A 20,012-nucleotide genomic window follows, 5' to 3' on the forward strand; every position below is an offset into this window, starting at 1 on the left:
TTATTAGTATAATAAAATATTATAATTCCAGTATAATCTTATCTGCTGCCTCCCGTTTGGTTTGGTCAATGATCTTGGCGTATATCTGGGTGGTTTTCAGTTCCCGGTGTCCAAGCATTTTTGAAACAGTGTAAATATCTGTTCCCTTACTTAGTTGCAGGGTTGCGAAGGTGTGCCGGAAACAATGAAAAGTAATGTCTTTTGAAATGCCTGCCTTTACCAACCATTTGTATAGATGCTGGTTGCTATAGGCAGAATAATATAAGCCATCAAATACTTTGGTTCTAGGCTCTTTCCTTTCACCCAATAAGCTGTAAGCCTGCCTAGAAATGGGTAATACCTCGAATCCTTTGGTTTTCTTTTGCTTAAAGTGTATAAAGAAACCTTGCCCTTCAATGTATTCTATTTCAGACCAAAGTAGCTTTTCAATATCTGAAAAACGTAAGCCAGTAAGTGCCGAAAACAAGGCTGCTTGTTTTAGTAGAGGCATGGTACATTCTGTTTTTGCAAGTGCGTTCAGTTCTTCCAGGGTTAAGAAATTACGCTGTGTTTCGGCCTGCTTAACAGGTTCTATTTTTGCGTTGAGGTCAGTTTGCAAATACCCATCCTTATAGGCTTGCTTTAAAGCTGCTTTCAGCTTATTAAAATAGGAGTGTGCAGAATTCTGGGAAAGGGTGGTTTTTGTACTCCTAGTACTTTTAGCTGTTAATAGGTAATCTCTGAAATCATTACAGAACTTTTCGTTCAGGTCGGCAAATTTCAATTGGCCTTTGGTAAAGGCATTTAGGAAATGGTAAGCAGAAATCCAGTTATCATGGTTGGAAGCCTTACGTTTATCTGCCAGGGTTTTAAAGTAGCCAATAAAGCAGGTTTCACCACGTTGTTTTATTTTCAGTTGCTCCTTTTCGTATCCGGTGTAAATTTCCGGTTTATTTAATTCATTATCCCGTTTCTGCCTGATCTGCTGCGCCAGTTGCATGGTTTCTTTGTTATGCTGCTTATCAATAGGATTTTTTGATTTATCCATCAAATAAAGCCCTAAGAATTCTCTGCGAGTTGGTAGGCCGGTTTGAGGGTGGGAGATAGGTGGGTAAAAATCCAGGTACAAGCTTTGCCGGTTCCCTGAAATGGGTTTTTGCCTTAATTTTACTTGAGTTGTCATGTGTCCTTTATTTGTTATGCAGCGAGTGCAAAGAATGCAACTTGTTAAGAGTGATAAGAAAACAGCCTGTCAATCTGAGAGCGTTGTATAATAGTTCGTTTACCTGCTTTTCCAGCCTTCATTTCCCCTCGTTCCATCATCCGGTAAATGGTGCGCCTGCTTATTCCTAATAGTTTGCAGGCATCAGCTATACTTAAAAATTCTTTGGCTCTTAATTCTTCAATCGGCCTGCTTATAATTTTCTGTGTTTCCTTATTACTGGCCTCAACCTTTGAGTTGCGTTGTCTCACTTTATAAGCCCGTTTAGCGCAATTATCACTACAGTACTGAGTAACTGTTGTACGGGCTGTAAAATCATTGCCACAATGCTGGCAAATCCTTTGTACCTTAATATTTGAACTCATAAGTGTGCCTGATTATGTCTTACTGTGTCTATGTGTGTCTTACTGTGCCATCATTTCGCCTAAAAAACGGGTTGAGGTACAAATAATACTTTTCAACCCGCTTGAGGTACAACTAAGGTACAAACTATACCAAAACAAAGCAATACTAACTATAAATAAATATTAGTGATAGACATAAAAAAAGCCCTAAAATAGGGCTATAGTGAGGTTTTTACTAAGTTTGTTATGTGTGTATTATGGTAGATTACTTTCCGATACAGAACTTGGAAAAAATAGTATCCAGCAGATCCTCAGTTGTTATTTCACCTGTGATCTCGCCCAGGTATCGCAATGCATGCCGGATGTCGAGGGCAAGCAGATCGCCGGTGCGGTTTTGATTGATAGAGCCTAACACCTGGTCAAGTGCCACATATGTTTGCCTCAGGCTTTCATAATGGCGTACATTGGTGATTAGTGTATCTCCGGTTTTAAGCTGACCGGCATGGACCATAGCCAGCATCCGGTTTTTTAAAGCGGCAATATTATCTTTCTCTGATGCCGAAATCATGATTATTTCATCTGAATTCAGCCAACTGGGAATAGATTTTACTTTGGTGAGTTGATCTGTTTTATTGGCGACTAGTATTAAGGGAAGATTTAATTTACGAATATCAACTAATTCTTCTTCAAGGCTTTCCTGATCTATAAGGGTACTGTCAAATAGATACAGAATTAAGGAAGCCTGTTTCATTTTCTGACGGGTGCGTTCCACACCAATGGCTTCAATAGTATCAGTGGTATGCCTTAAGCCAGCTGTGTCGATCAACCGGAAACGGATGCCTTCAATCATTAATTCGTCTTCAATTACATCACGGGTAGTGCCTGGAATTTCAGATACAATCGCCTTTTCTTCATTAAAGAGGACATTAAGTAATGTAGATTTTCCAGCATTCGGCTTTCCGGCAATAACGGTAGGCACTCCATTTTTAATCACATTGCCGAGTTGAAAGGACTCAATCAGGTCTTTGGTTACGGATTGTATATTGAGTACTAATTTTTGCAGGTCATGGCGGCTGGCAAATTCAACATCTTCTTCTCCAAAATCGAGTTCAAGTTCAATTAATGAGGCAAAATAGATAAGCTGTTCCCGCAATTTTTTAATCTGCTGCGAAAACCCCCCTCGCATCTGGTGGATTGCTGCCTGGTGAGATGCCTCAGAATCAGAGGAAATCAAATCGGCTATTGCTTCCGCTTGTGTCAGATCAAACTGGCCGTTCAAGAAAGCCCGTTGGGTGAATTCGCCTGGTTTAGCCAGCCTTGCGCCGTGTTTTAATAATAGTTGCAGGATTCGTTTTACAATAAAATCCGACCCATGACAGGAAATTTCTACCACATCTTCTTTGGTAAAGGATGTTGGAGCTTTAAATATTGACACTAGTACTTCATCAATAATCTGATCTCCATCCCGAATGGTGCCAAAATGGATGGTGTGAGATGCCTGTCTGGTAAGATCTTTTCCTTTAAAAATTTGATTACAAAGCAGTATCGCTTCTTTCCCTGAAACCCTGATCACAGCAATAGCTGCAATACCCGAAGCAGTGGCAGGAGCTACTATTGTATCGTCGAATGAAAAATGATTCAAGCTGAAATGAAATTAGTCTGTGTATAAAAGGTACACTTAACAGAATACCCGAGGGTTAAATTTATACACAAACAAGGAAGTAGGAGGGAAGGTTCTATATTTTTTCGTAACAGAGGTATTTCAAGAAAGTATTCAAACATATTGGTGTCAAAATGCTTTCTTAAAAGTGTTCATTATTTTGATATTTTCATAATAATATATGGCCGTAATATGCTTAATAACACATATTTATTAATATTAATTTTAAGTATTAATTTAAGTGTTATTTGTTTACTACAGGCATTATATGGGAAGAATAATTATCATATTGAGGATAATAGCTTTTATATCCTAGTAGCCTTGCGAATGGTGAAATAAAGTAAGTTGCTGTTATGGTCTCATAAATATTTCGATCACCTATGATCTCCCATATACTCGTTGCGTACGTCTGAAGGTGAGAATCTAAAGGAAAGTAAATATTTTTTTCCATGTAAGCATGAATAGCAGTGCTTACTAAAGATAGAATATTTTGCGCAGTTGTAAAATTGATTAAACTTTCGCCAGCTGCGGTTTCTGGCGTAGTTGCTTGATAATAATTCCCTGTTGAGGAGAAAATAAAACGGATAGCAAAAATAACAAACCGGAAATAGCAGCCATCGCTCCGGCAATTGACCCATCCAGCCAAACTGCCAAAAGATAGCCTAATGCAGAAGTAACGATCCCGATTAAAGAAGAGAGAATCAGCATTTGCTTAAAATTGTGTGTAAGCAGGTAAGCAGTGGCAGGTGGCGCTACTAAAAAAGCAACTACTAATATTGCGCCTACAGATTCAAAGGCTGCAACCGTTGTCAGAGAAACGGCGCCCATGAGTAGGTAATGCCATAATAAGGTAGAGATACCAATAGAAGCCGCAAACCCAGGATCGAAGGTAGTTAAGAATAGGGTTTATATCCTGTTACAATAAATAATATTATGATAAGTAGAGTAATGCCCATTAGCCATACTGTTTTTGGGCCTATATTCAGTCCATCAGCAGTAATAATTAAATCGAGGGGATATAAGCGATTTCTCCATACAGCACACAATCCTGATCCAGGTCTACTTGTCCGGCAAATACAGTAATTAAAATCACGCCAAGGGCAAACAGCCAGGTAAATGTTACTCCAATAGAAGCATCTGTTTGTAAGCGGGCTTTGGTATGGAAAAACTCAATCAGGAAGGTACACAATACGCCTAGAATACCAGCTCCCAGTAACATAGGCACCGAATCCCGGCTGCCGGTGAAAAGGAACGCTAAAACAATGCCCGGTAGTACAGCATGGGAAATGGCATCTCCAACCATTGCCATTTTTCGCAATATGAGGTAACAGCCCAGCAGGCTGCAACAAACAGCAACCAGAGAGCCAGCTAATATTATCCAGAATGCATTCATATACGTTAAGTCTTTAGTAGGTTGTCGGGAGTTTCTGGTATGTCTACATTCATTTCTGAGAATTTGTAAAGACCAGAAACTATTTAGGAATTTGTGAATTGTGTGGATCAAGATCCGGGTATTGCAACTGCTCCATTATTTTTTCTTCCAGCTCAGGGGTAATCACATGTTCTATATTTTCTGCATCCTCATGTACATGGTCTGGTGCCAGGTGGAGGTATTTTGTAAGGTATAATTCCCATAAGCGGTGGAGGCGGGTGATCCGTTTGCCGCGTTCTTTTCCTTCTTTGGTAAGCTTCCAGGTATGCCCACTTTTTTCCAGGTATCCTTCACTGGCTAATCTTTTTAAGCCGGATAATAAAATTGGTTTTTCAATTCTTCTTTTTTCCAATAATTGAGCTATTGTATGAGGAATATAAAATTGTTTGTCTTTTTCGTTGAGGTGAAAGAAAGTCTTCAGAATATTTTCGTCTACGATCTGCCGCCTGTTTTTTTGTTGGCGTTGCCATCTGGCAAAAATTCCTTTTCCTGGCGCCAGTATAAACGAACCCACTGCAATTACAGAAATCACCATTACCATCCAGGGACCAGTAGGCATGGCAGGAGAGAGGTACGATATGTAGGCTCCGGTAAGGGCAGAAAATGCTCCGAATGCAGCGGACAGCAAAAGCATTACCAGCAATTTATCTGTCCAGAATCTGGCGGCAGCGGCAGGCGTGATCAGAATTGCCGCCATTAATACGACACCTACTGCCTGTATTCCGGTAACAACAGATAATACGGTAAGGCTGGTAAGCAACCATTCTAATCTTCTGACTGGCAAACCAATGGATCTGGCAAAGTTTTCATCAAAACATAATAGTTTGAATTCTTTATAAAACAGCCATACTACCAGAAGCAATAATAAGCTTACACTTGAAAATACAATAACATCTTCCTGAACCATCGAAGCAGCCTTTCCAAATAGAAATTTATCCAGGCCAGATTGTGAGGCATTTCCTTGTTGCTGGATGGCAGTGAGCAATAATATACCAATTCCGAAGAATACAGATAACACCAGTCCTATAGCAGTATCTTCTTTTATTTTGGTTCTGGAAGTGATCAGGTCAATGCAGATCAGGGATAGCCAGCCAGTAGCAAATGCGCCGATTAGTAGCAGGAGAGGATTTTTCTGTTCACTGATTATGAAAGCGAGACATACACCAGGTAATACAGAATGAGCAATAGCATCTCCGATCAAGGCTCGTTTTCTTAGCAATGCAAAACATCCCACGATGGCTGCACTTGCAGATAGCAGCATAGAGCCAAAGGTCACAAACCGTATGTTCGGATCTGAAAAGGAGAAGAATTCAATGAAGTTGTTCATTGCTTTTTTATTTAGCGGGTAGTTGTTCTCTGGCAGGAAACTGGTTTTTCTGTAATAAATCGCCAACCCGTGAGAGTACGGTGAGTTTTCCACCATATGTTTCCTGTAATAATTCTGGTGTAAATACCTGCTCTGTTGGTCCGGAAGCCACCAGCCGGACGTTGAGTAAAATGATCCAGTTGAAGTATTCCTGCGCCGATTGTAAATCGTGGTGTACAACTACAACTGTTTTCCCCTGGTTACGCATTTCCTGTAAAATCTGTACGATGGCACTTTCGGTAGCGATATCTACGCCGGCAAAAGGCTCATCCAGGCAATACAGGTCTGCATCCTGAGCCAGGGCTCTTGCTAAAAATACCCGTTGCTGTTGTCCGCCGGATAACTGTGAAATCTGCCGGTTGGCAAAAGATTCCATCCCTACTTTTTTTAGACATTCCCAGGCAGCTTCTTTATCCGATTTTCTGATGGTTTGAAATAAACCTAATTTACCATACCTGCCCATCAGTACTACATCTAAGACGGAAGCTGGAAAGTCCCAGTCAACTGACTCACGCTGGGGAACATAGCTTATCTGCTGGCGTACTTTGGCAATCGGCTGATTAAAGATCTTAACAAATCCGCTTCCGGTTGGGACCAGATCCATGATGGCTTTGAGTAGGGTAGATTTACCTGCACCGTTCGGCCCGATGATACCTACCAGTGATCCTGATGGAATAGTCAGGTCTACATTCCATAATACTGGTTTCTTATCATAGCTTACCGTTAGATCGTGTACTTCTATTACCGGTTTTTCTACCTGAATGATCATATAAATTATAGTTTCTTTGATTATTTATTTTAAAGCCGCTACTATGGTTTCTATGTTTGCTTTCACCATACCAATATATGTGCCTTCGGGAGTGCCAGGGTTACCCATGGCATCTGAGTAGAGGTTTCCGCCTATTTTTACCTGGTGTCCTCTGGCTTTACAACCTTCTACTACTGCTTCAATGGATTTTTGTGGAACAGATGATTCTACAAAAACAGCTTTTATTTTTCTGTTTACTATGAGTTGTACCAGCTCGGATACATCTTTTAGTCCGAATTCAGATAGGGTTGAAATACCTTGCAGTCCTTTCACTTCAATTTCATAAGCTTTGCCAAAATACCCGAATGCATCGTGGGCGGTAATTAGCACTCGTTGTGAAGGAGGAATTTCGCTGATTCTTCGTTTGGCATATTGGTGCAATGAGTCCAGTTCAATCAGGTATTTCATGGTATTTTCTGCATAATAGGCGGCATTACCTGAATCCTTTTGTTGCAGTATCTTGCTTGCAAAAGCTATACACTGTTGCCATTTCTGCACATCAAACCAGATGTGGGGATCATAACTTTCTGTGCTGCCCGGGATTTTAGTGAGTGATGAATGATCTATATCCTGGCTTACGGGTAATACAGTTTTGGCTTTGGCCAACTTTTTAAAGATTTCCTGTAGCTTTCCTTCCAGATGCAAGCCATTGTAAAAGATGATATCTGACTCAGTCAATTTATTTACATCTCCATAGGTAGCTTTGTATAAATGCGGATCAACACCTGGCCCCATTAAAGCTGATACGTTGGCTGAGTCTTTTACAATGTTTTTTACACCGTCTGCAATCATACCTGTTGTCGTAACAATATTTAGTTTTCCAGAGCTTTCTTTTTTCTTTACATCGCAGCTTGCTAAAAAGGCTAAAGTGATTACTAAAAATATTGTTACTAAAGTTGTTTGTGTGTTGGTCATCCTAATCCAGCGTGTATATGTTTTGTGCAATATCCTTTGAAATAATGATAAGCCGGTTTTTATTCACCTTTATTTCCAGAGATTGATCAAATTCAATTTTGTCCATAATTTCAATATGTGCGCCTATATTTACTCCTATTTTATCCAGATAGCGTAAAAACAGGGGAGAAGTTTCCTTTACACCTACCACATCACCACTGTCGCCTATTTTCATATCAATCAGATATACTTGTTTTTTATTAGTTAATTCACCTTTATCATTAGGTATGGGATCTCCATGTGGGTCGTATTGGGGAAACTCCAGGAATTTATCTAATCTGTTAATTAATTCATCAGATTGAATATGTTCCAGCTGTTCTGCGATATCATGTACCTGATCCCAGCTGAATTGTAGTTTGTCGACCAGAAAAACCTCCCATAATCTGTGTTTGCGTATTACTAATAATGCTTTTGCCTCGCCTTCAGGTGTAAGGGTGACGCCCTGATATTTTACGTAGTTAATAAGTCCTTTAGCAGCTAGTTTTTTAAGCATATCGCTTACTGATGCAGGTTTTGTTTGAGTAAGATCTGCTATTTCATTGGTTGTAACTTCCTGGTCTATATTGGTTGTATTTGCTTTAGAAGCTCTATAGATAAGTTTTATATAGTTTTCCTCTGTGAAACTTAGTGGCATTGCTTTCTATTTTTGTAAATATATAAAACTTTTTAGTCGTATCAAAATATTTATTATTAGTAACTTAAAAGTAAATTACATTTCAATAAATATACTATTTTATTTAGTAATTATGAATAATTTTACTATTTAAATTAGCATTGTTTTACAATTTTTACTAATTTTGGTAGTATTGTAAGAGTTTACTAAATAGTGTAAAAGACTTTTCTCTTTATCCCACAAAAGCAGTGCTTTACTAAAAGAGCCTTTATAAAAATCCATTGTCAGTATATCTAATATAAGCTTATTACTATCAACAGACCGATAATTAATTTCCAAACAAGCCCTAAATGGATCACAGTATGCCTTCCAAGTCTTGTTAAAAGGCAACAAAATAGGTAATTCATAATACATATATTCATTTAGTTTTGTAGGCAGCTTATTAATTGTACTCTTATTGTATTGATAGGCTACTAAGCCTATATCAGCGTCCTGAATTTTCTCTATAATAACGGAATGGGGGACCAAAGTATCTCCACCAATTATTTGTATAAACCAATGTGAGGCTATATAACTTTTTACTTTAGCTAACACCTTAGCATCGGCACAATATCCAATGATAGTTAAATGAAATCTATGATCAGCCTGATTTAGTTGTACGGTTAAATCAATGGCCTCAAAAATACCATACGCTTCCGCAATAGTTCCGCTATACAACAAATGATATATGGAACGATTTTTCTTCTGAACCCTTTGTGAAGTGTAATTACTTATTGGAGGAACAAACTTATTTTCCAGAATGGTGAACTTGTTTCCCAGAAAAGGTAACTCTGATTGATAGCTTCGTTCAGCCAGTATAAAATGCGATATAAATGGAGATGATATCCATTCTATGGTTCTTAAAAAATATCCAATAACATAATTTAAGGGTCGTCTAAATTTTTTTAAATAGATCGAATTATACATATAATTTTCTTGTACGTCATATAATATTTTCGATCCAAATATTATTTTGTATATGCACGTAACTATCAGTAAATCAGCACTATTAACTATTATTATATTAGGTTTAACTTTATGTAATATTTTATAATAATCCCAAGACAAAACAAATCTTTTAAACGATAATCTCGAGAAGTTAAAAACAGGATAAAAGGAGATGTTTTGTTCTACCGGAATGTGGCTTGCCCGAAAACCAATAATATGAATATGGTATTCCAGGTGACTAGCAAGTGTACGGGCAAATTTTTCATACATTCTTGTATCATCTACTGGTTTTAATACAGAAGCAATTACTACATTTGTTTTTTTCATTTCTTACCTTTAAACCTTACCATAATTAATGAATTTATGGAAATAAAAGAAATCATTGAGCAAGCCTGGAACAACCGGGAATATTTGAAAGAAAGAAATACTGAAGTAGCCATTAAAACGCTCATCGAAGAATTAGATGCTGGTATCAGAAGAGTAGCCGAGCCTCTTGAGAACGGAGAATGGCAAGTTAACGATTGGATAAAAAAAGCAATTATTCTCTATTTTCCAATCCAGCAGATGAAAGTAATTGAGCTGAGCCCATTTGAATACCACGATAAAATGGCATTAAAACAAGGCTATAAATTAAAAGATGTACGGGTGGTGCCACCGGCTACAGCCAGATATGGAGCCTTTCTGAATAAAGGAGTAATATTAATGCCATCGTATGTAAATATAGGTGCCTATGTAGATAGTAATACCATGGTGGATACCTGGGCGACGGTTGGGAGCTGTGCACAAGTAGGTAAAAATGTTCACATCAGTGGGGAGTAGGTATAGGAGGGGTGCTCGAACCAGTACAGGCCTCCCCGGTGATTATTGAAGATGGGGCATTTCTGGGTTCCAGATGTATTATCGTAGAAGGAGTTAGAGTAGGGAAAGAAGCTGTATTGGGTGCCAACGTAACGCTTACCCAAAGCACTAAAATTATAGATGTAACCGGAGATAGTCCAGTAATGCATCAGGGGTTTGTGCCTCCAAGGAGCGTTGTAATTCCGGGAAGTTATACCAAAAAATTTCCTGCCGGAGAGTACCAGGTGCCCTGTGCGCTGATTATTGGCAAAAGAAAAGAAAGCACAGATTTAAAAACTTCTTTAAATGATGCCCTGAGAGAAAATAGTGTAGCAGTATAATAAAAGCTGGAAGATACAAATTTATATCTTCCAGCTTTTGATTTCTACTTGGCAAACCTGGGTGCCACAATTAATTCTTTACTACCCTTTTGCCATACATAAAAACCAACACCATTTTTAGCACCAGTATGGCCTGCCTGCACCATATTTACAAGCAAAGGACAAGGGGCATATTTAGGATTTCCGAATCCTTGATATAAGACCTGCAATATTGACAAACACACATCCAGGCCAATAAAATCTGCCAGTTGTAAAGGCCCCATCGGATGTGCCATCCCAAGTTTCATTACGGTATCTATTTCCTCCACACCTGCTACTCCCTCATATAAAGAATAGATGGCCTCATTGATCATGGGCATTAAAATCCGGTTGGCAACAAACCCAGGGTAGTCGTTTACTTCAGTAGGAACTTTATCTAACTTGCGGGAAAGATCCATTACTACGGATGCCGTAGCATCAGAAGTGGCATATCCCCGGATCACCTCTACTAATTTCATAACCGGTACTGGATTCATAAAGTGCATCCCTATTACTTTCTCAGGCCGGTTGGTTACCGAAGCAATCTTTGTGATAGAAATCGATGAAGTATTGCTGGCTAAAATTGATTCAGGTTTACAGAATTGATCTAATTGTTTGAATACTTCGAGTTTTAAGTCAATACGTTCTGTGGCAGCCTCCACTACAAGATCTGCCTGTTGAGCACCTTCTTTCATGTTTGTATGTGTAGAAATATTTGATAAAGCCTGCTCTTTATCTATTGCTGTAATCTGTTCTTTGCTTACTTGCCTATCGAGATTAGTACCTATAGTTTGTATGGCTTTATCTAAGGCTTGCCTGGAAATATCCACAAGTGAAACTTTATATCCTTTTAATGCGAATACATGTGCAATGCCATTGCCCATCGTTCCACTTCCGATTACTGCAATATTTTTCATACAATTCAGTTTAAATAATATACAAATATATACGAGCAATTTTCTATTTTTACTGCATGAAAGAATTTCTGGCTGTTTTTATTGGAGGGGGTATCGGAAGCCTCGCCCGCTATGGGATCAGTAAAGGCATGTCAGGCTATTCTCATACTTTTCCTTTTGCTACGCTGCTGGCTAATATGCTAAGTTGCTTTATAGCTGGAATGGTTATCTCCTTTGTAGAACAAAAATTCATTTCGCATCCCACCGTAAAAGTATTCTTACTGGTTGGCTTTTGTGGGGGCTTCAGCACATTTTCTGCTTTAATCCGCGAAAGCCTGCTCATGATGGAAGAAGACCGGGCCGGGCCAATGCTACTGTATAATCTGCTTAGTATCATATTAGGTTTAGTAGCTATCCTCAGCGGCGTTTGGCTGGGGAAAATTTTAGTGCGCTGACATGGATCAAAAGGAAAGTCCTACATCTATAGCCATTGGCCAATACCATACCCTGGAAGTTATTAAAATCCTGGATTTTGGCTTGTACCTCGCTCACGGCCTGGATGAAATACTTTTGCCTATACGGTATATTCCTGAAGGAACGCAGGTAGGGGATAAGCTATATGTTTTTATTTACCGCGACTCTGAAGACCGTGTGATTGCCACTACAGAAAAACCGCTGGCAACTGCTAACTCGTTCGCTTGTCTGCGGGTAACCGATGCTAACAGTTATGGTGTTTTTCTGGATTGGGGACTGGTGAAAGATTTATTTATGCCTTTCTCCGAACAGCACAAAAAATTAATTCCCGGAAGAAATTATCTGGTATGGGTATATGTAGATCCGGAAACCGACCGGGTTATGTGTAGTGCCAGACTAGAGAAATTTTTACAAACAGATACATCCGCCTTGCAGGAAAACCAGCTGGTAGAACTGCTCATCTGGGAGTTCACAGATATGGGGATAAAAGTTGTAGTAGAACAAAAGTACTCCGGTGTACTCTATCACAACGAAGTGTTTGAAACGCTCTATGTGGGAGACCAAGTAAACGGATATATCAAGAAGATCCGGGAAGATGGAAAGCTCGATGTAGTTCTTCGCAAAAAAGGATATGCTGAAGTGATAGACGCCAAAGAAGAAATCATGCAACAATTAAAAAAGAGCCAGGGATTTCTGCCACTTACGGATAATAGTTCTCCCCAAGAGATTTATGAACGTTTACAGATGAGTAAAAAAACATTCAAAAAAGCGGTAGGGGGATTATTAAAAGATGGACAACTTTCGCTTAGCAAAGACGGGATCTACTTTATAGAGCCGGAATAATTTTTCTGCCTAAATTGCAGCATGCAAATTGATATTTCCGGTTTACATCAGCTCGCAAGCCAGGCAAGTGCCAGTACAAAAAAGTTATTTAAAAAATTAAAGCAGCGTACACCTGCTAACTTAGATCAACAGGTTGAGCAGTTTCATGAGGAAGTATTTTCCTATACCGATTGCCTGACTTGTGCCAATTGCTGTAAAACCACCAGTCCGGTTTTTACAAGTAAAGACATTGAAAGAATTGCCAGGCATCTTCGCCTCAAACCGGGTCAGTTCATTCATCAATATTTACATATAGATGAAGAAGGAGATTATGTTTTAAATACAGCGCCTTGTCCCTTTCTCCATGCTGATCATACTTGCCAGATATATGAACAGCGGCCAAGTGCCTGTCAGCAATATCCGCACACCAACCGAAAGAAATTCCACCAGATTTTAGACCTCACCGTCTGCAACACCTATATATGTCCGGCAGCTTTTCAAATAGTGGAAAAGCTAAAGAAGCTATATACCTAACTTGCCCTAATATCCTCTATACAACTTATGTTTAATAACCTTTTCTAAAATCAAATTTAGTATCCTAACGAATCTTTTTAGAGCTTCAACTTCTTTGGGAATACATTATTAATATTTATTTTCTTTGATGAGTAGTAGTATCTGCACTTTTATAAATAAAAAATATTGTTTACTTACTTACCTATCAAGCTTTCTTAATATGTATACTGCAATTTTATTTAGTATAATAATTTAGCTGCATAATTAACAATTATTAATTCAATTTCATTAATAAACATAAGTAAATTATCGGGAAATATTATGTGGTTACAATTTTAAAATATACATTTGTCATAATCCAGTTAACTCACTTATTATATTATGCTTAACACAAAAATCAAACAATTGTTACTATTTAAGGATATGTCACCGTCCAGGTTTGCAGATGAAATAGGTGTACAGCGTGCTATCATTTCACACATACTCTCCGGACGCAACAGACCAAGCCTGGAAGTGGTACAAAAAATTATCCGTCGGTTTCCTGAATTAGGCATGGACTGGATCATTGAAGAAGATGATACTTTGGATGAAGGGGAAATTATCGATAAAAACCAGCCAGCTCAGCCTGCATCTGCCATCACTGTCAAAACAGATTCTTTAAAAGATCAGCCTTTAAAAGAGTATCAAGCAAACCAGGAAATCGTGGCAGAACGAAAAATTGAAAAAATTCTCATTTTTTATTCAGACAAAACCTTTACAGAATACCGTCCGGGATGAGATGAAGTTATATATTTTTTTCTACAAGAGTGCTTTCATTGTGAAAGTTCGGGTAGGGTAGTATATTTATATTCCCATAAACCTGAATCTGCATGAATGAATCTTACCCATTTGAAGAACGCTTAGTAAGTTATTTGTATGAAACATTTCCTGATGCTCAGGATATACCCAATGAGCAAATGTTGAGCACAGTGCTTAATTTGCTCGAAAAAGCATCACACTATGGTTTTGAAGCGGAAGATGACCAGGCGGTTTATATAGTAACGGCCTATCTGCTGGGTGTTGATTTTGACAACGAGTTTCCGGCAGCCGCACATATTCTAACTGATCCTGCATTCTCTGCTGCTGAGAAAGCAGAACAATTACAAACCTGGACACAGGAATTACTTAAAACCCTGGAAGAAGAACAGGCTACCACAACCATTCTTCCTCCACAGGAACCCATTCCACACGCTGCTACCATAGATACTTACCTGGAGATGCAGGAAGATTCTGCCCCTTTTCGTGAAAAAGCGGAATGGGTCGTTCAACTCCTTATTTCCGGAAATATCACAGGATTTAAAGAAAATTTCAGCCCGAACTTTCTACGGCAACTCGGCGCAGCAGAAGTAGAAAAAGTGTGTACTACTATTTTTCTGCCTTTTTTTTCGGGTGCTGAAAAACTGAGCAATTCTGCCACGGTGACTATGACGACGGATGCGTTTGGAAGTACTGGTTATGCGTTTTACTTATCTTTTATAAACCAACATGAAGAAAAGCATTTTGTTATTTATATGGTGAGTGAAGACAACCGGATTGTAGTGGCTAACCTGTTGCCTAACAAAACCTATCAGGATATGCATTGAAGTTCCTGCACAGCTATCTTACTTTTAGTCACTTTTGTATTCTATAACCTGTCATCCTATGAAATGCATGTACTTTCCATTTATATTAATTCTGCTGCTTACTAGCTCGTTCACCACTAGTACACCCACAAATTCGTTTTCCGGCCTGCATTTTTTCAATGTTGCAGATGTGAAAGAATACGAAGGTATCTATTCTTTTCAGGAAGATAGCCCGGTACGTAAGTATACGATCACGAGTAAGGACAATGACTTATATGGAGAAGCCGACAGTTATGGAGCTAATAAGTTAGTCAAACAAGCTGAAGCGGATACGTTTGTTTCTACAAGTACCTATGGGTCTACCATTATTTTTACCAGAGATGGCAGTACAAAGAAAGTTACCGGTCTGCGCTTGATTATACAAGGCAATACTTTACAGGCCAGCCGGGACAAATAATTAAATGATTGGATCTATGGAATTACATAGAAAGGTATGTTTGCCGTGGCTACATGATGATGGCCATCGAGTACATATACAAACATCCGGTAGGGACCTTCTACGGGAGGGGCTTTAAACTGTATCTGCGCCTGATTAATGGAGCTCATATATAACCCTTTAATAATTTCAGGTTTTGTTTCCCCTTCACCGCCTTCATTTAATTCATATCCTGTTAACTCTGGTAATATTTCCCATCTATATTGAAGGGAATCCTCGGCATCAAAGGCTTTGATTGAAGCTGTATGTATGGATGTAGCATCCAGTACAACATTATCCTGGGGCATTTTACCATTGATCTGCAAGGGTTCAACAACAGGGCTGCTGTTTACTGGTGGTTTTCCTGTCCACAGGTAATGCAGGGCGTCAACCATTGATAATTCCTCCCCGGTGTCTATAAACATACTAAACCAGGTATGAGTCCTTTCCTGTTTTACATCCCACATAAATACATAGGAACCCAGGCAAAATGCTGTATCTTTTCCTATAGAAGCTTCATACCGCTCCTTATAAATCTGAGCTTTCCGGGTGCTGGTTTCTTCCAGAGATACATCCCAGGCAGTACGGGGGCTTCCCAGTATCCGGTAGGTCCCCATTCTGTTACCACATAGGGACCAGTCCAGCCATAGGATTGAATGGATTTAGAAAGTCTGGGCAGCGCTCCAAAAATATTAATAGAGAGAATATCAATTTCAGGACATACATAGCTTATTAGCTGGATTAATTTTGATGGTCCAGCCAGCATGGTAGAAGTGGGGTGATTGGGATCTACCTCATGAATCATTGCTGCTACTTCATTTACAGCCTGCCAGAGTTTAAGGGTGGAATAAATATGTTTAAAATCGGTGATGTAAAATTTAGAGGACATATAGTTTAATTCGTTGCCAACGCCCCACATTAATAAAGCGGGATGATCCTTATACGTTTTTACTATTTCTGTTAGCTCCTGAAGTTGTTTTTCTACCGCCCCGGCATCAGAATAATCAAAGCCTTGCCTGGGATGGGCGAGTTCTAAACCCAGGGTAACCGTTAGTCCATATTTGTGTGCTTCATCCAGCACTTGTTTGGCGTCATTTGTATTCCATACACGTATGGAATTTCCACCATTTGCCTGTAATCTGTCGAAGTGGTGGTGCCCCCCGGCGCCTTTAATAAAATAAGGTTTCCCATGCCTGAATAACTGATATCTATTATCAAAATACCGGACCTCAACTGTTTTTGTTGATCCCTCAGTACCAGCATATTTCCTCTGGTTTGTACTACAGGCGGCTAAAAGCACAAGTGTAAGATATGTCAGCAGATTACAATATAGTACAAACATGGTGTTCCTATTTTTAGACGTTGTAAGTGCCTTAATCATAGGTGATTTAATAGTGATCATTATCTGAAAATTTATACCGCTTTATGTTAATAACAATATACCAAATTCAGCTGGGCCAAATCAACATCAGCGTATTGAAACAGAAAGTAGCTGTATGATTTTTTATTCTTGAATAACCTTTTTAAGCCATTCTACCCTTTAATTATAACATAGAATTTCTACCACACTCCCAGATGTTAAAGATTGCAGCATATTCTAAAAATAGAGAAACAATCATCCGGGCACATCGACCTAAAAAAGGAGAGATGACCACCATGCGATTATTAATCGCTTGTGGCCTTTTTTTTATGTGCTTATTCCTCTGGTGGTTTGTAACGTATGTAGAAGTTGGGCATCCGGTATTGTACTGGTTACTTACAGCTGGGCTTGCCTTTAAGTTACTGCGGATGTTGCATGAATGGTATCATTATGTAGCCATCAGCATACCAAAGAAACCAGTAACACATAAACAATGGAGTGTAGATATCCTGACAACATTTTGCGCTGGCGAGCCCTATGACATGATGATAAATACGCTGGAAGCCTGTCAGAAGATAACATATCCTCACACCACCTATTTATGCGACGAATCAGACGATGCCCTGCTTAAACAGGTGTGTGCAGATCTGGGAGTAATCCATATAACCAGAAAAAATAAAATTGATGCCAAAGCCGGAAATATTAATAATGCACTCAAACTGGCAACCGGCGAAATTTGTGTGGTATTGGACCCTGATCATACGCCTGTTCCTGAATTTTTAGACCGGGTTTTACCCTATTTTGAAGATCCTCAAATTGGATATGTGCAGGTAGTACAAGCCTATTATAACCAGCTGGAAAATAACCTGGTGGCCAAAGGAGCGGCGCAACAAACATATAGTTTCTACGGCCCAATGATGATGTGCATGAATGAATACGGAACCGCTCAGTCTATTGGTGCGAACTGTACTTTCAGAAGGGCTGCGCTGGATTCGATCGGGGGGCATGCAGCCGGATTATCTGAAGATATGCATACAGCCATGCGAATTCATGCCAAAGGCTGGAAATCGGTGTATGTACCGGAAATCCTGACCAGGGATTAGTACCGGCAACTATGTCGGCGTATTATAAGCAGCAATTAAAATGGTCAAGAGGTACTTTTGAACTGCTCTTTACAACCTATTTTGAGTTATTCCGCCATTTTACCTGGCGTCAAAAAATCCACTATTTTACGCTTCCGCTTTATTATTTATTTGGCCTGTTTGGGCTGATTGACATACTCATTCCAATAATTGCCCTGCTTACTTCTCAAATGCCATGGGAAGTAAATTTTGTTGCATTCAGCCTCTACTTTACACCCTTATTTGCTTTCTCATTGCTGATTCGGCAGTATTCTCAGAAATGGTTTCTGGAAAAACATGAAAGGGGTATCCATATGCTGGGAGGGTTGCTCCGGAGCGGCACCTGGTGGATTTACCTGATGGGCTTGTTTTATACAATATTCCGGGTCAAAGTCCCTTACATTCCTACGCCCAAAGATGATAAACCTGTAAACAGCTGGCTATTAAGTACGCCTAATATTATTGCTTGCCTGGTGAGTATGGCAGCAATAGTGTACGGCTTATCCGTCGACTGGAGCCCTTATAGCTTCCTGATGGCAAGTTTTGCTGGTATCAATGCCTTAATTCTAGGTTTTATCGCTTTGTTAGGGCAGCATAAACTATTGATCAATATTTATACTACACTTTCAAAGAGTGACCATTTCGATACCTATATTTCCTCTCTAAGAAGTCATCTTTGGAAAACGAGTCACTTTATATTTAATATTGTTAGAAATGGAGCTGCTGTCTATGGACTATTAATTGTGATTTTATTCGGCAGTTATTTTTTCCTGCATCAAAAACCAACAATAGATTTTACCAGAACAGAACCTCCTGTATTTAAAGAAACAGGGGGATTCTACTCTGGAATTTATATGCCGCAGATCGACAGTGCGCTCAATCTGCAGCCGCTGCAACAAGTAGAAACAAATACAGCACATTCTTTTGGCATTGTATCTACCTATATCGCATGGGGCCGTACAGCATTACACATTTCCCGGATGCATTATACCAGCAGATCTATCAGAAAGGGCAGTACCTATGATTACCTGGGAACCTTTTACAAATAGCTTCTCCTATAATGCGAAATATCCAGGGTTGCAACAAAATAAAGACTTCTGTAAAGCTGTTATCAATGGAGCTTTAGATGAATATATTGAGGCTTTTGCCTTAAAAATCAAAGCACTTGAAAAACCAGTATTTATCCGGTTTGCCCATGAACCAGATAATCCGGTATATCCCTGGTCAGCCACCGGCGGAAATACTGCAGATGACTATAAAGCTTCCTGGCAACATGTAGTAAAGGTGTTTGTAAACCTGGGTATCACCAATGTAACCTGGGTATGGAATCCCTGGAATCCTTCTACTATAGATGAATATTATCCAGGCAAACAATATGTGGACTGGATCGGGCTGACAGCATTAAATTATGGAAAAGCTTCATATGACGGGCAATGGCGAAGTTTTAAACAGATTTATTCTCCCATTCGAAAGAAAATACGAAGGCTTTCCAAACCAGTGATGCTGGCCGAATTTGGAACTACTGCCTATGGGGGAGACCAGGCAGCCTGGCTTACAGAGGCTACCCAGTTTATTACTGAATCAATCCCGGAAATAAAGTCTCTGGTATTTTTCTATAGCAACCGGGATAGATACTGGATCAATTCCTGGCGGCCCGATTCTACCACCCGGTTTATTGACTGGACATTCGGACAATCAAAACCTGTGTTTGATGCAGCTAAAAATGCACTAACTGTGCTTCCAAAGCCGTCCTATATTTCTTCTGTACAATCTCCATTACTAACAACAGCCAGCCATACAAATAGCATTTCAGGCAAAGCCGGTAACTATTCACTCAGAGTAGATGGAAAGCCATTTTATATACAAGGCGTAGCGTATAATCCAGCCCATGACTGGAGAGACGGCGATTATCCGCTCAGCAAAAAACAATTAATTGCTGATTTTTCAGCCATTAAAGCGATGGGCGCTAATACCATCCGTAGATATCATCCCGGTGTATATGACCGGAATATTTTGAATACGGCCAGTGAGCATGATCTGAAAGTATTGTACGGTTTCTGGTTTGATCCTGAAGTAGATTATTATAAAGATTCCCTGCAAGTTCAACAATACATCCAGCGGATTGTAAAACTGGTAGAACAACACAAAGACCATCCGGCAATACTGGGCTGGGGATAGGCAATGAAGCA

General features: G+C 39.4%; 20 protein-coding genes and 2 pseudogenes. 10 read left to right on the top strand and 12 right to left on the bottom strand.

Annotation, left to right across the window (positions count from 1 at the left end; translation table 11 throughout):
• Positions 1-19: 19 nt before the first annotated feature.
• The 9 genes and pseudogenes from GXP67_RS33365 to GXP67_RS33410 form a co-directional block, all read right to left on the bottom strand.
• Positions 20-1,162: a tyrosine-type recombinase/integrase gene (locus GXP67_RS33365; RefSeq protein ID WP_162447127.1), complete on the bottom strand. Its 1,143-nt coding sequence runs from the start codon at positions 1,160-1,162 to the stop codon at positions 20-22.
• A 44-nt stretch (positions 1,163-1,206) separates the two neighbouring features.
• Entirely contained in the window at positions 1,207-1,566 is a 360-nt protein-coding gene (locus GXP67_RS33370; RefSeq protein ID WP_162447128.1) for a helix-turn-helix domain-containing protein, read from the bottom strand.
• Between the two features lie 244 nt (positions 1,567-1,810).
• Positions 1,811-3,187 (bottom strand): tRNA uridine-5-carboxymethylaminomethyl(34) synthesis GTPase MnmE, encoded by a 1,377-nt coding sequence (gene mnmE, locus GXP67_RS33375; protein WP_162447129.1) that lies wholly within the window; start codon positions 3,185-3,187, stop codon positions 1,811-1,813.
• 528 nt (positions 3,188-3,715) lie between these two features.
• Positions 3,716-4,598, bottom strand: a pseudogene (locus GXP67_RS38435) (metal ABC transporter permease).
• Between the two features lie 79 nt (positions 4,599-4,677).
• The gene (locus GXP67_RS33390) at positions 4,678-5,964 is read right to left on the bottom strand and encodes a metal ABC transporter permease (protein ID WP_162447131.1); all 1,287 of its coding nucleotides are present in this window, start codon (positions 5,962-5,964) and stop codon (positions 4,678-4,680) included.
• Positions 5,965-5,971: 7 nt separating this feature from the next.
• Complete coding sequence (locus tag GXP67_RS33395; protein WP_162447132.1) at positions 5,972-6,772, bottom strand: metal ABC transporter ATP-binding protein; 801 nt, start codon at positions 6,770-6,772, stop codon at positions 5,972-5,974.
• Between the two features lie 24 nt (positions 6,773-6,796).
• Positions 6,797-7,603 carry a metal ABC transporter solute-binding protein, Zn/Mn family gene (locus GXP67_RS33400; protein ID WP_232064739.1) on the bottom strand — a complete coding sequence of 269 codons (807 nt, stop codon included), beginning with the start codon at positions 7,601-7,603 and terminating at the stop codon, positions 6,797-6,799.
• Positions 7,604-7,727: 124 nt separating this feature from the next.
• Complete coding sequence (locus GXP67_RS33405; RefSeq protein ID WP_162447134.1) at positions 7,728-8,399, bottom strand: metal-dependent transcriptional regulator; 672 nt, start codon at positions 8,397-8,399, stop codon at positions 7,728-7,730.
• A 129-nt stretch (positions 8,400-8,528) separates the two neighbouring features.
• Positions 8,529-9,692, bottom strand: a complete 1,164-nt coding sequence (locus tag GXP67_RS33410; RefSeq protein WP_162447135.1) for a glycosyltransferase family protein — start codon at positions 9,690-9,692, stop codon at positions 8,529-8,531.
• A gap of 36 nt (positions 9,693-9,728) precedes the next feature.
• Between GXP67_RS33410 and GXP67_RS33415 the strand changes: the two are divergent.
• Positions 9,729-10,543 (top strand): annotated as a pseudogene (locus tag GXP67_RS33415) (2,3,4,5-tetrahydropyridine-2,6-dicarboxylate N-succinyltransferase).
• A 44-nt stretch (positions 10,544-10,587) separates the two neighbouring features.
• Here the strand turns inward: GXP67_RS33415 and GXP67_RS33420 are convergent.
• Positions 10,588-11,478, bottom strand: a complete 891-nt coding sequence (locus tag GXP67_RS33420) for a 3-hydroxybutyryl-CoA dehydrogenase (protein ID WP_162447136.1) — start codon at positions 11,476-11,478, stop codon at positions 10,588-10,590.
• Between the two features lie 56 nt (positions 11,479-11,534).
• Here GXP67_RS33420 and crcB point away from each other — a divergent pair, with 56 nt between their 5' ends.
• The 6 genes from crcB to GXP67_RS33450 all read left to right on the top strand — a co-directional run bounded on the left by crcB (position 11,535) and on the right by GXP67_RS33450 (position 15,324).
• Entirely contained in the window at positions 11,535-11,912 is a 378-nt protein-coding gene (gene crcB / locus GXP67_RS33425) for a fluoride efflux transporter CrcB (RefSeq protein WP_162447137.1), read from the top strand.
• Between the two features lies 1 nt (position 11,913).
• Positions 11,914-12,774, top strand: coding sequence for a CvfB family protein (locus tag GXP67_RS33430; RefSeq protein ID WP_162447138.1), 861 nt, complete (start codon positions 11,914-11,916; stop codon positions 12,772-12,774).
• Between the two features lie 21 nt (positions 12,775-12,795).
• Positions 12,796-13,287 (top strand): YkgJ family cysteine cluster protein, encoded by a 492-nt coding sequence (locus GXP67_RS33435; RefSeq protein ID WP_162447139.1) that lies wholly within the window; start codon positions 12,796-12,798, stop codon positions 13,285-13,287.
• A gap of 360 nt (positions 13,288-13,647) precedes the next feature.
• The gene (locus tag GXP67_RS33440) at positions 13,648-14,043 is read left to right on the top strand and encodes a helix-turn-helix transcriptional regulator (RefSeq protein ID WP_162447140.1); all 396 of its coding nucleotides are present in this window, start codon (positions 13,648-13,650) and stop codon (positions 14,041-14,043) included.
• A 92-nt stretch (positions 14,044-14,135) separates the two neighbouring features.
• Positions 14,136-14,888 carry a hypothetical protein gene (locus GXP67_RS33445; protein ID WP_162447141.1) on the top strand — a complete coding sequence of 251 codons (753 nt, stop codon included), beginning with the start codon at positions 14,136-14,138 and terminating at the stop codon, positions 14,886-14,888.
• Between the two features lie 58 nt (positions 14,889-14,946).
• On the top strand, positions 14,947-15,324 hold the full coding sequence (locus tag GXP67_RS33450) for a DUF3471 domain-containing protein (RefSeq protein WP_232064740.1): 378 nt from the start codon (positions 14,947-14,949) through the stop codon (positions 15,322-15,324).
• A gap of 14 nt (positions 15,325-15,338) precedes the next feature.
• On the opposite strand, the gene GXP67_RS33455 is transcribed toward GXP67_RS33450, so the two are convergent.
• Together GXP67_RS33455 and GXP67_RS33460 are read right to left on the bottom strand one after the other, a co-directional pair.
• Positions 15,339-15,959 (bottom strand): hypothetical protein, encoded by a 621-nt coding sequence (locus GXP67_RS33455; protein ID WP_162447142.1) that lies wholly within the window; start codon positions 15,957-15,959, stop codon positions 15,339-15,341.
• The gene (locus tag GXP67_RS33460; protein ID WP_162447143.1) at positions 15,848-16,684 is read right to left on the bottom strand and encodes a glycoside hydrolase family 2 TIM barrel-domain containing protein; all 837 of its coding nucleotides are present in this window, start codon (positions 16,682-16,684) and stop codon (positions 15,848-15,850) included. Before GXP67_RS33460 ends, GXP67_RS33455 begins: the two co-directional genes overlap by 112 nt.
• Positions 16,685-16,917: 233 nt before the next feature.
• Here GXP67_RS33460 and GXP67_RS37630 point away from each other — a divergent pair, with 233 nt between their 5' ends.
• Genes GXP67_RS37630 through GXP67_RS33470 form a run of 3 tightly spaced genes read left to right on the top strand, consistent with a single transcriptional unit; the run spans position 16,918 to position 20,001 of the window.
• Complete coding sequence (locus GXP67_RS37630) at positions 16,918-17,805, top strand: glycosyltransferase (protein ID WP_232064742.1); 888 nt, start codon at positions 16,918-16,920, stop codon at positions 17,803-17,805.
• 11 nt (positions 17,806-17,816) lie between these two features.
• Positions 17,817-18,872 (top strand): glycosyltransferase family 2 protein, encoded by a 1,056-nt coding sequence (locus tag GXP67_RS37635; RefSeq protein ID WP_232064744.1) that lies wholly within the window; start codon positions 17,817-17,819, stop codon positions 18,870-18,872.
• Positions 18,844-20,001, top strand: coding sequence for a glycosyl hydrolase (locus tag GXP67_RS33470; protein WP_162447144.1), 1,158 nt, complete (start codon positions 18,844-18,846; stop codon positions 19,999-20,001). The genes GXP67_RS37635 and GXP67_RS33470 overlap by 29 nt, the downstream gene beginning before the upstream one ends.
• Positions 20,002-20,012: the final 11 nt, after the last annotated feature.

The sequence above is a fragment of the Rhodocytophaga rosea genome, from assembly GCF_010119975.1.
GTDB classification, from domain to species: Bacteria; Bacteroidota; Bacteroidia; order Cytophagales; family 172606-1; genus Rhodocytophaga; species Rhodocytophaga rosea.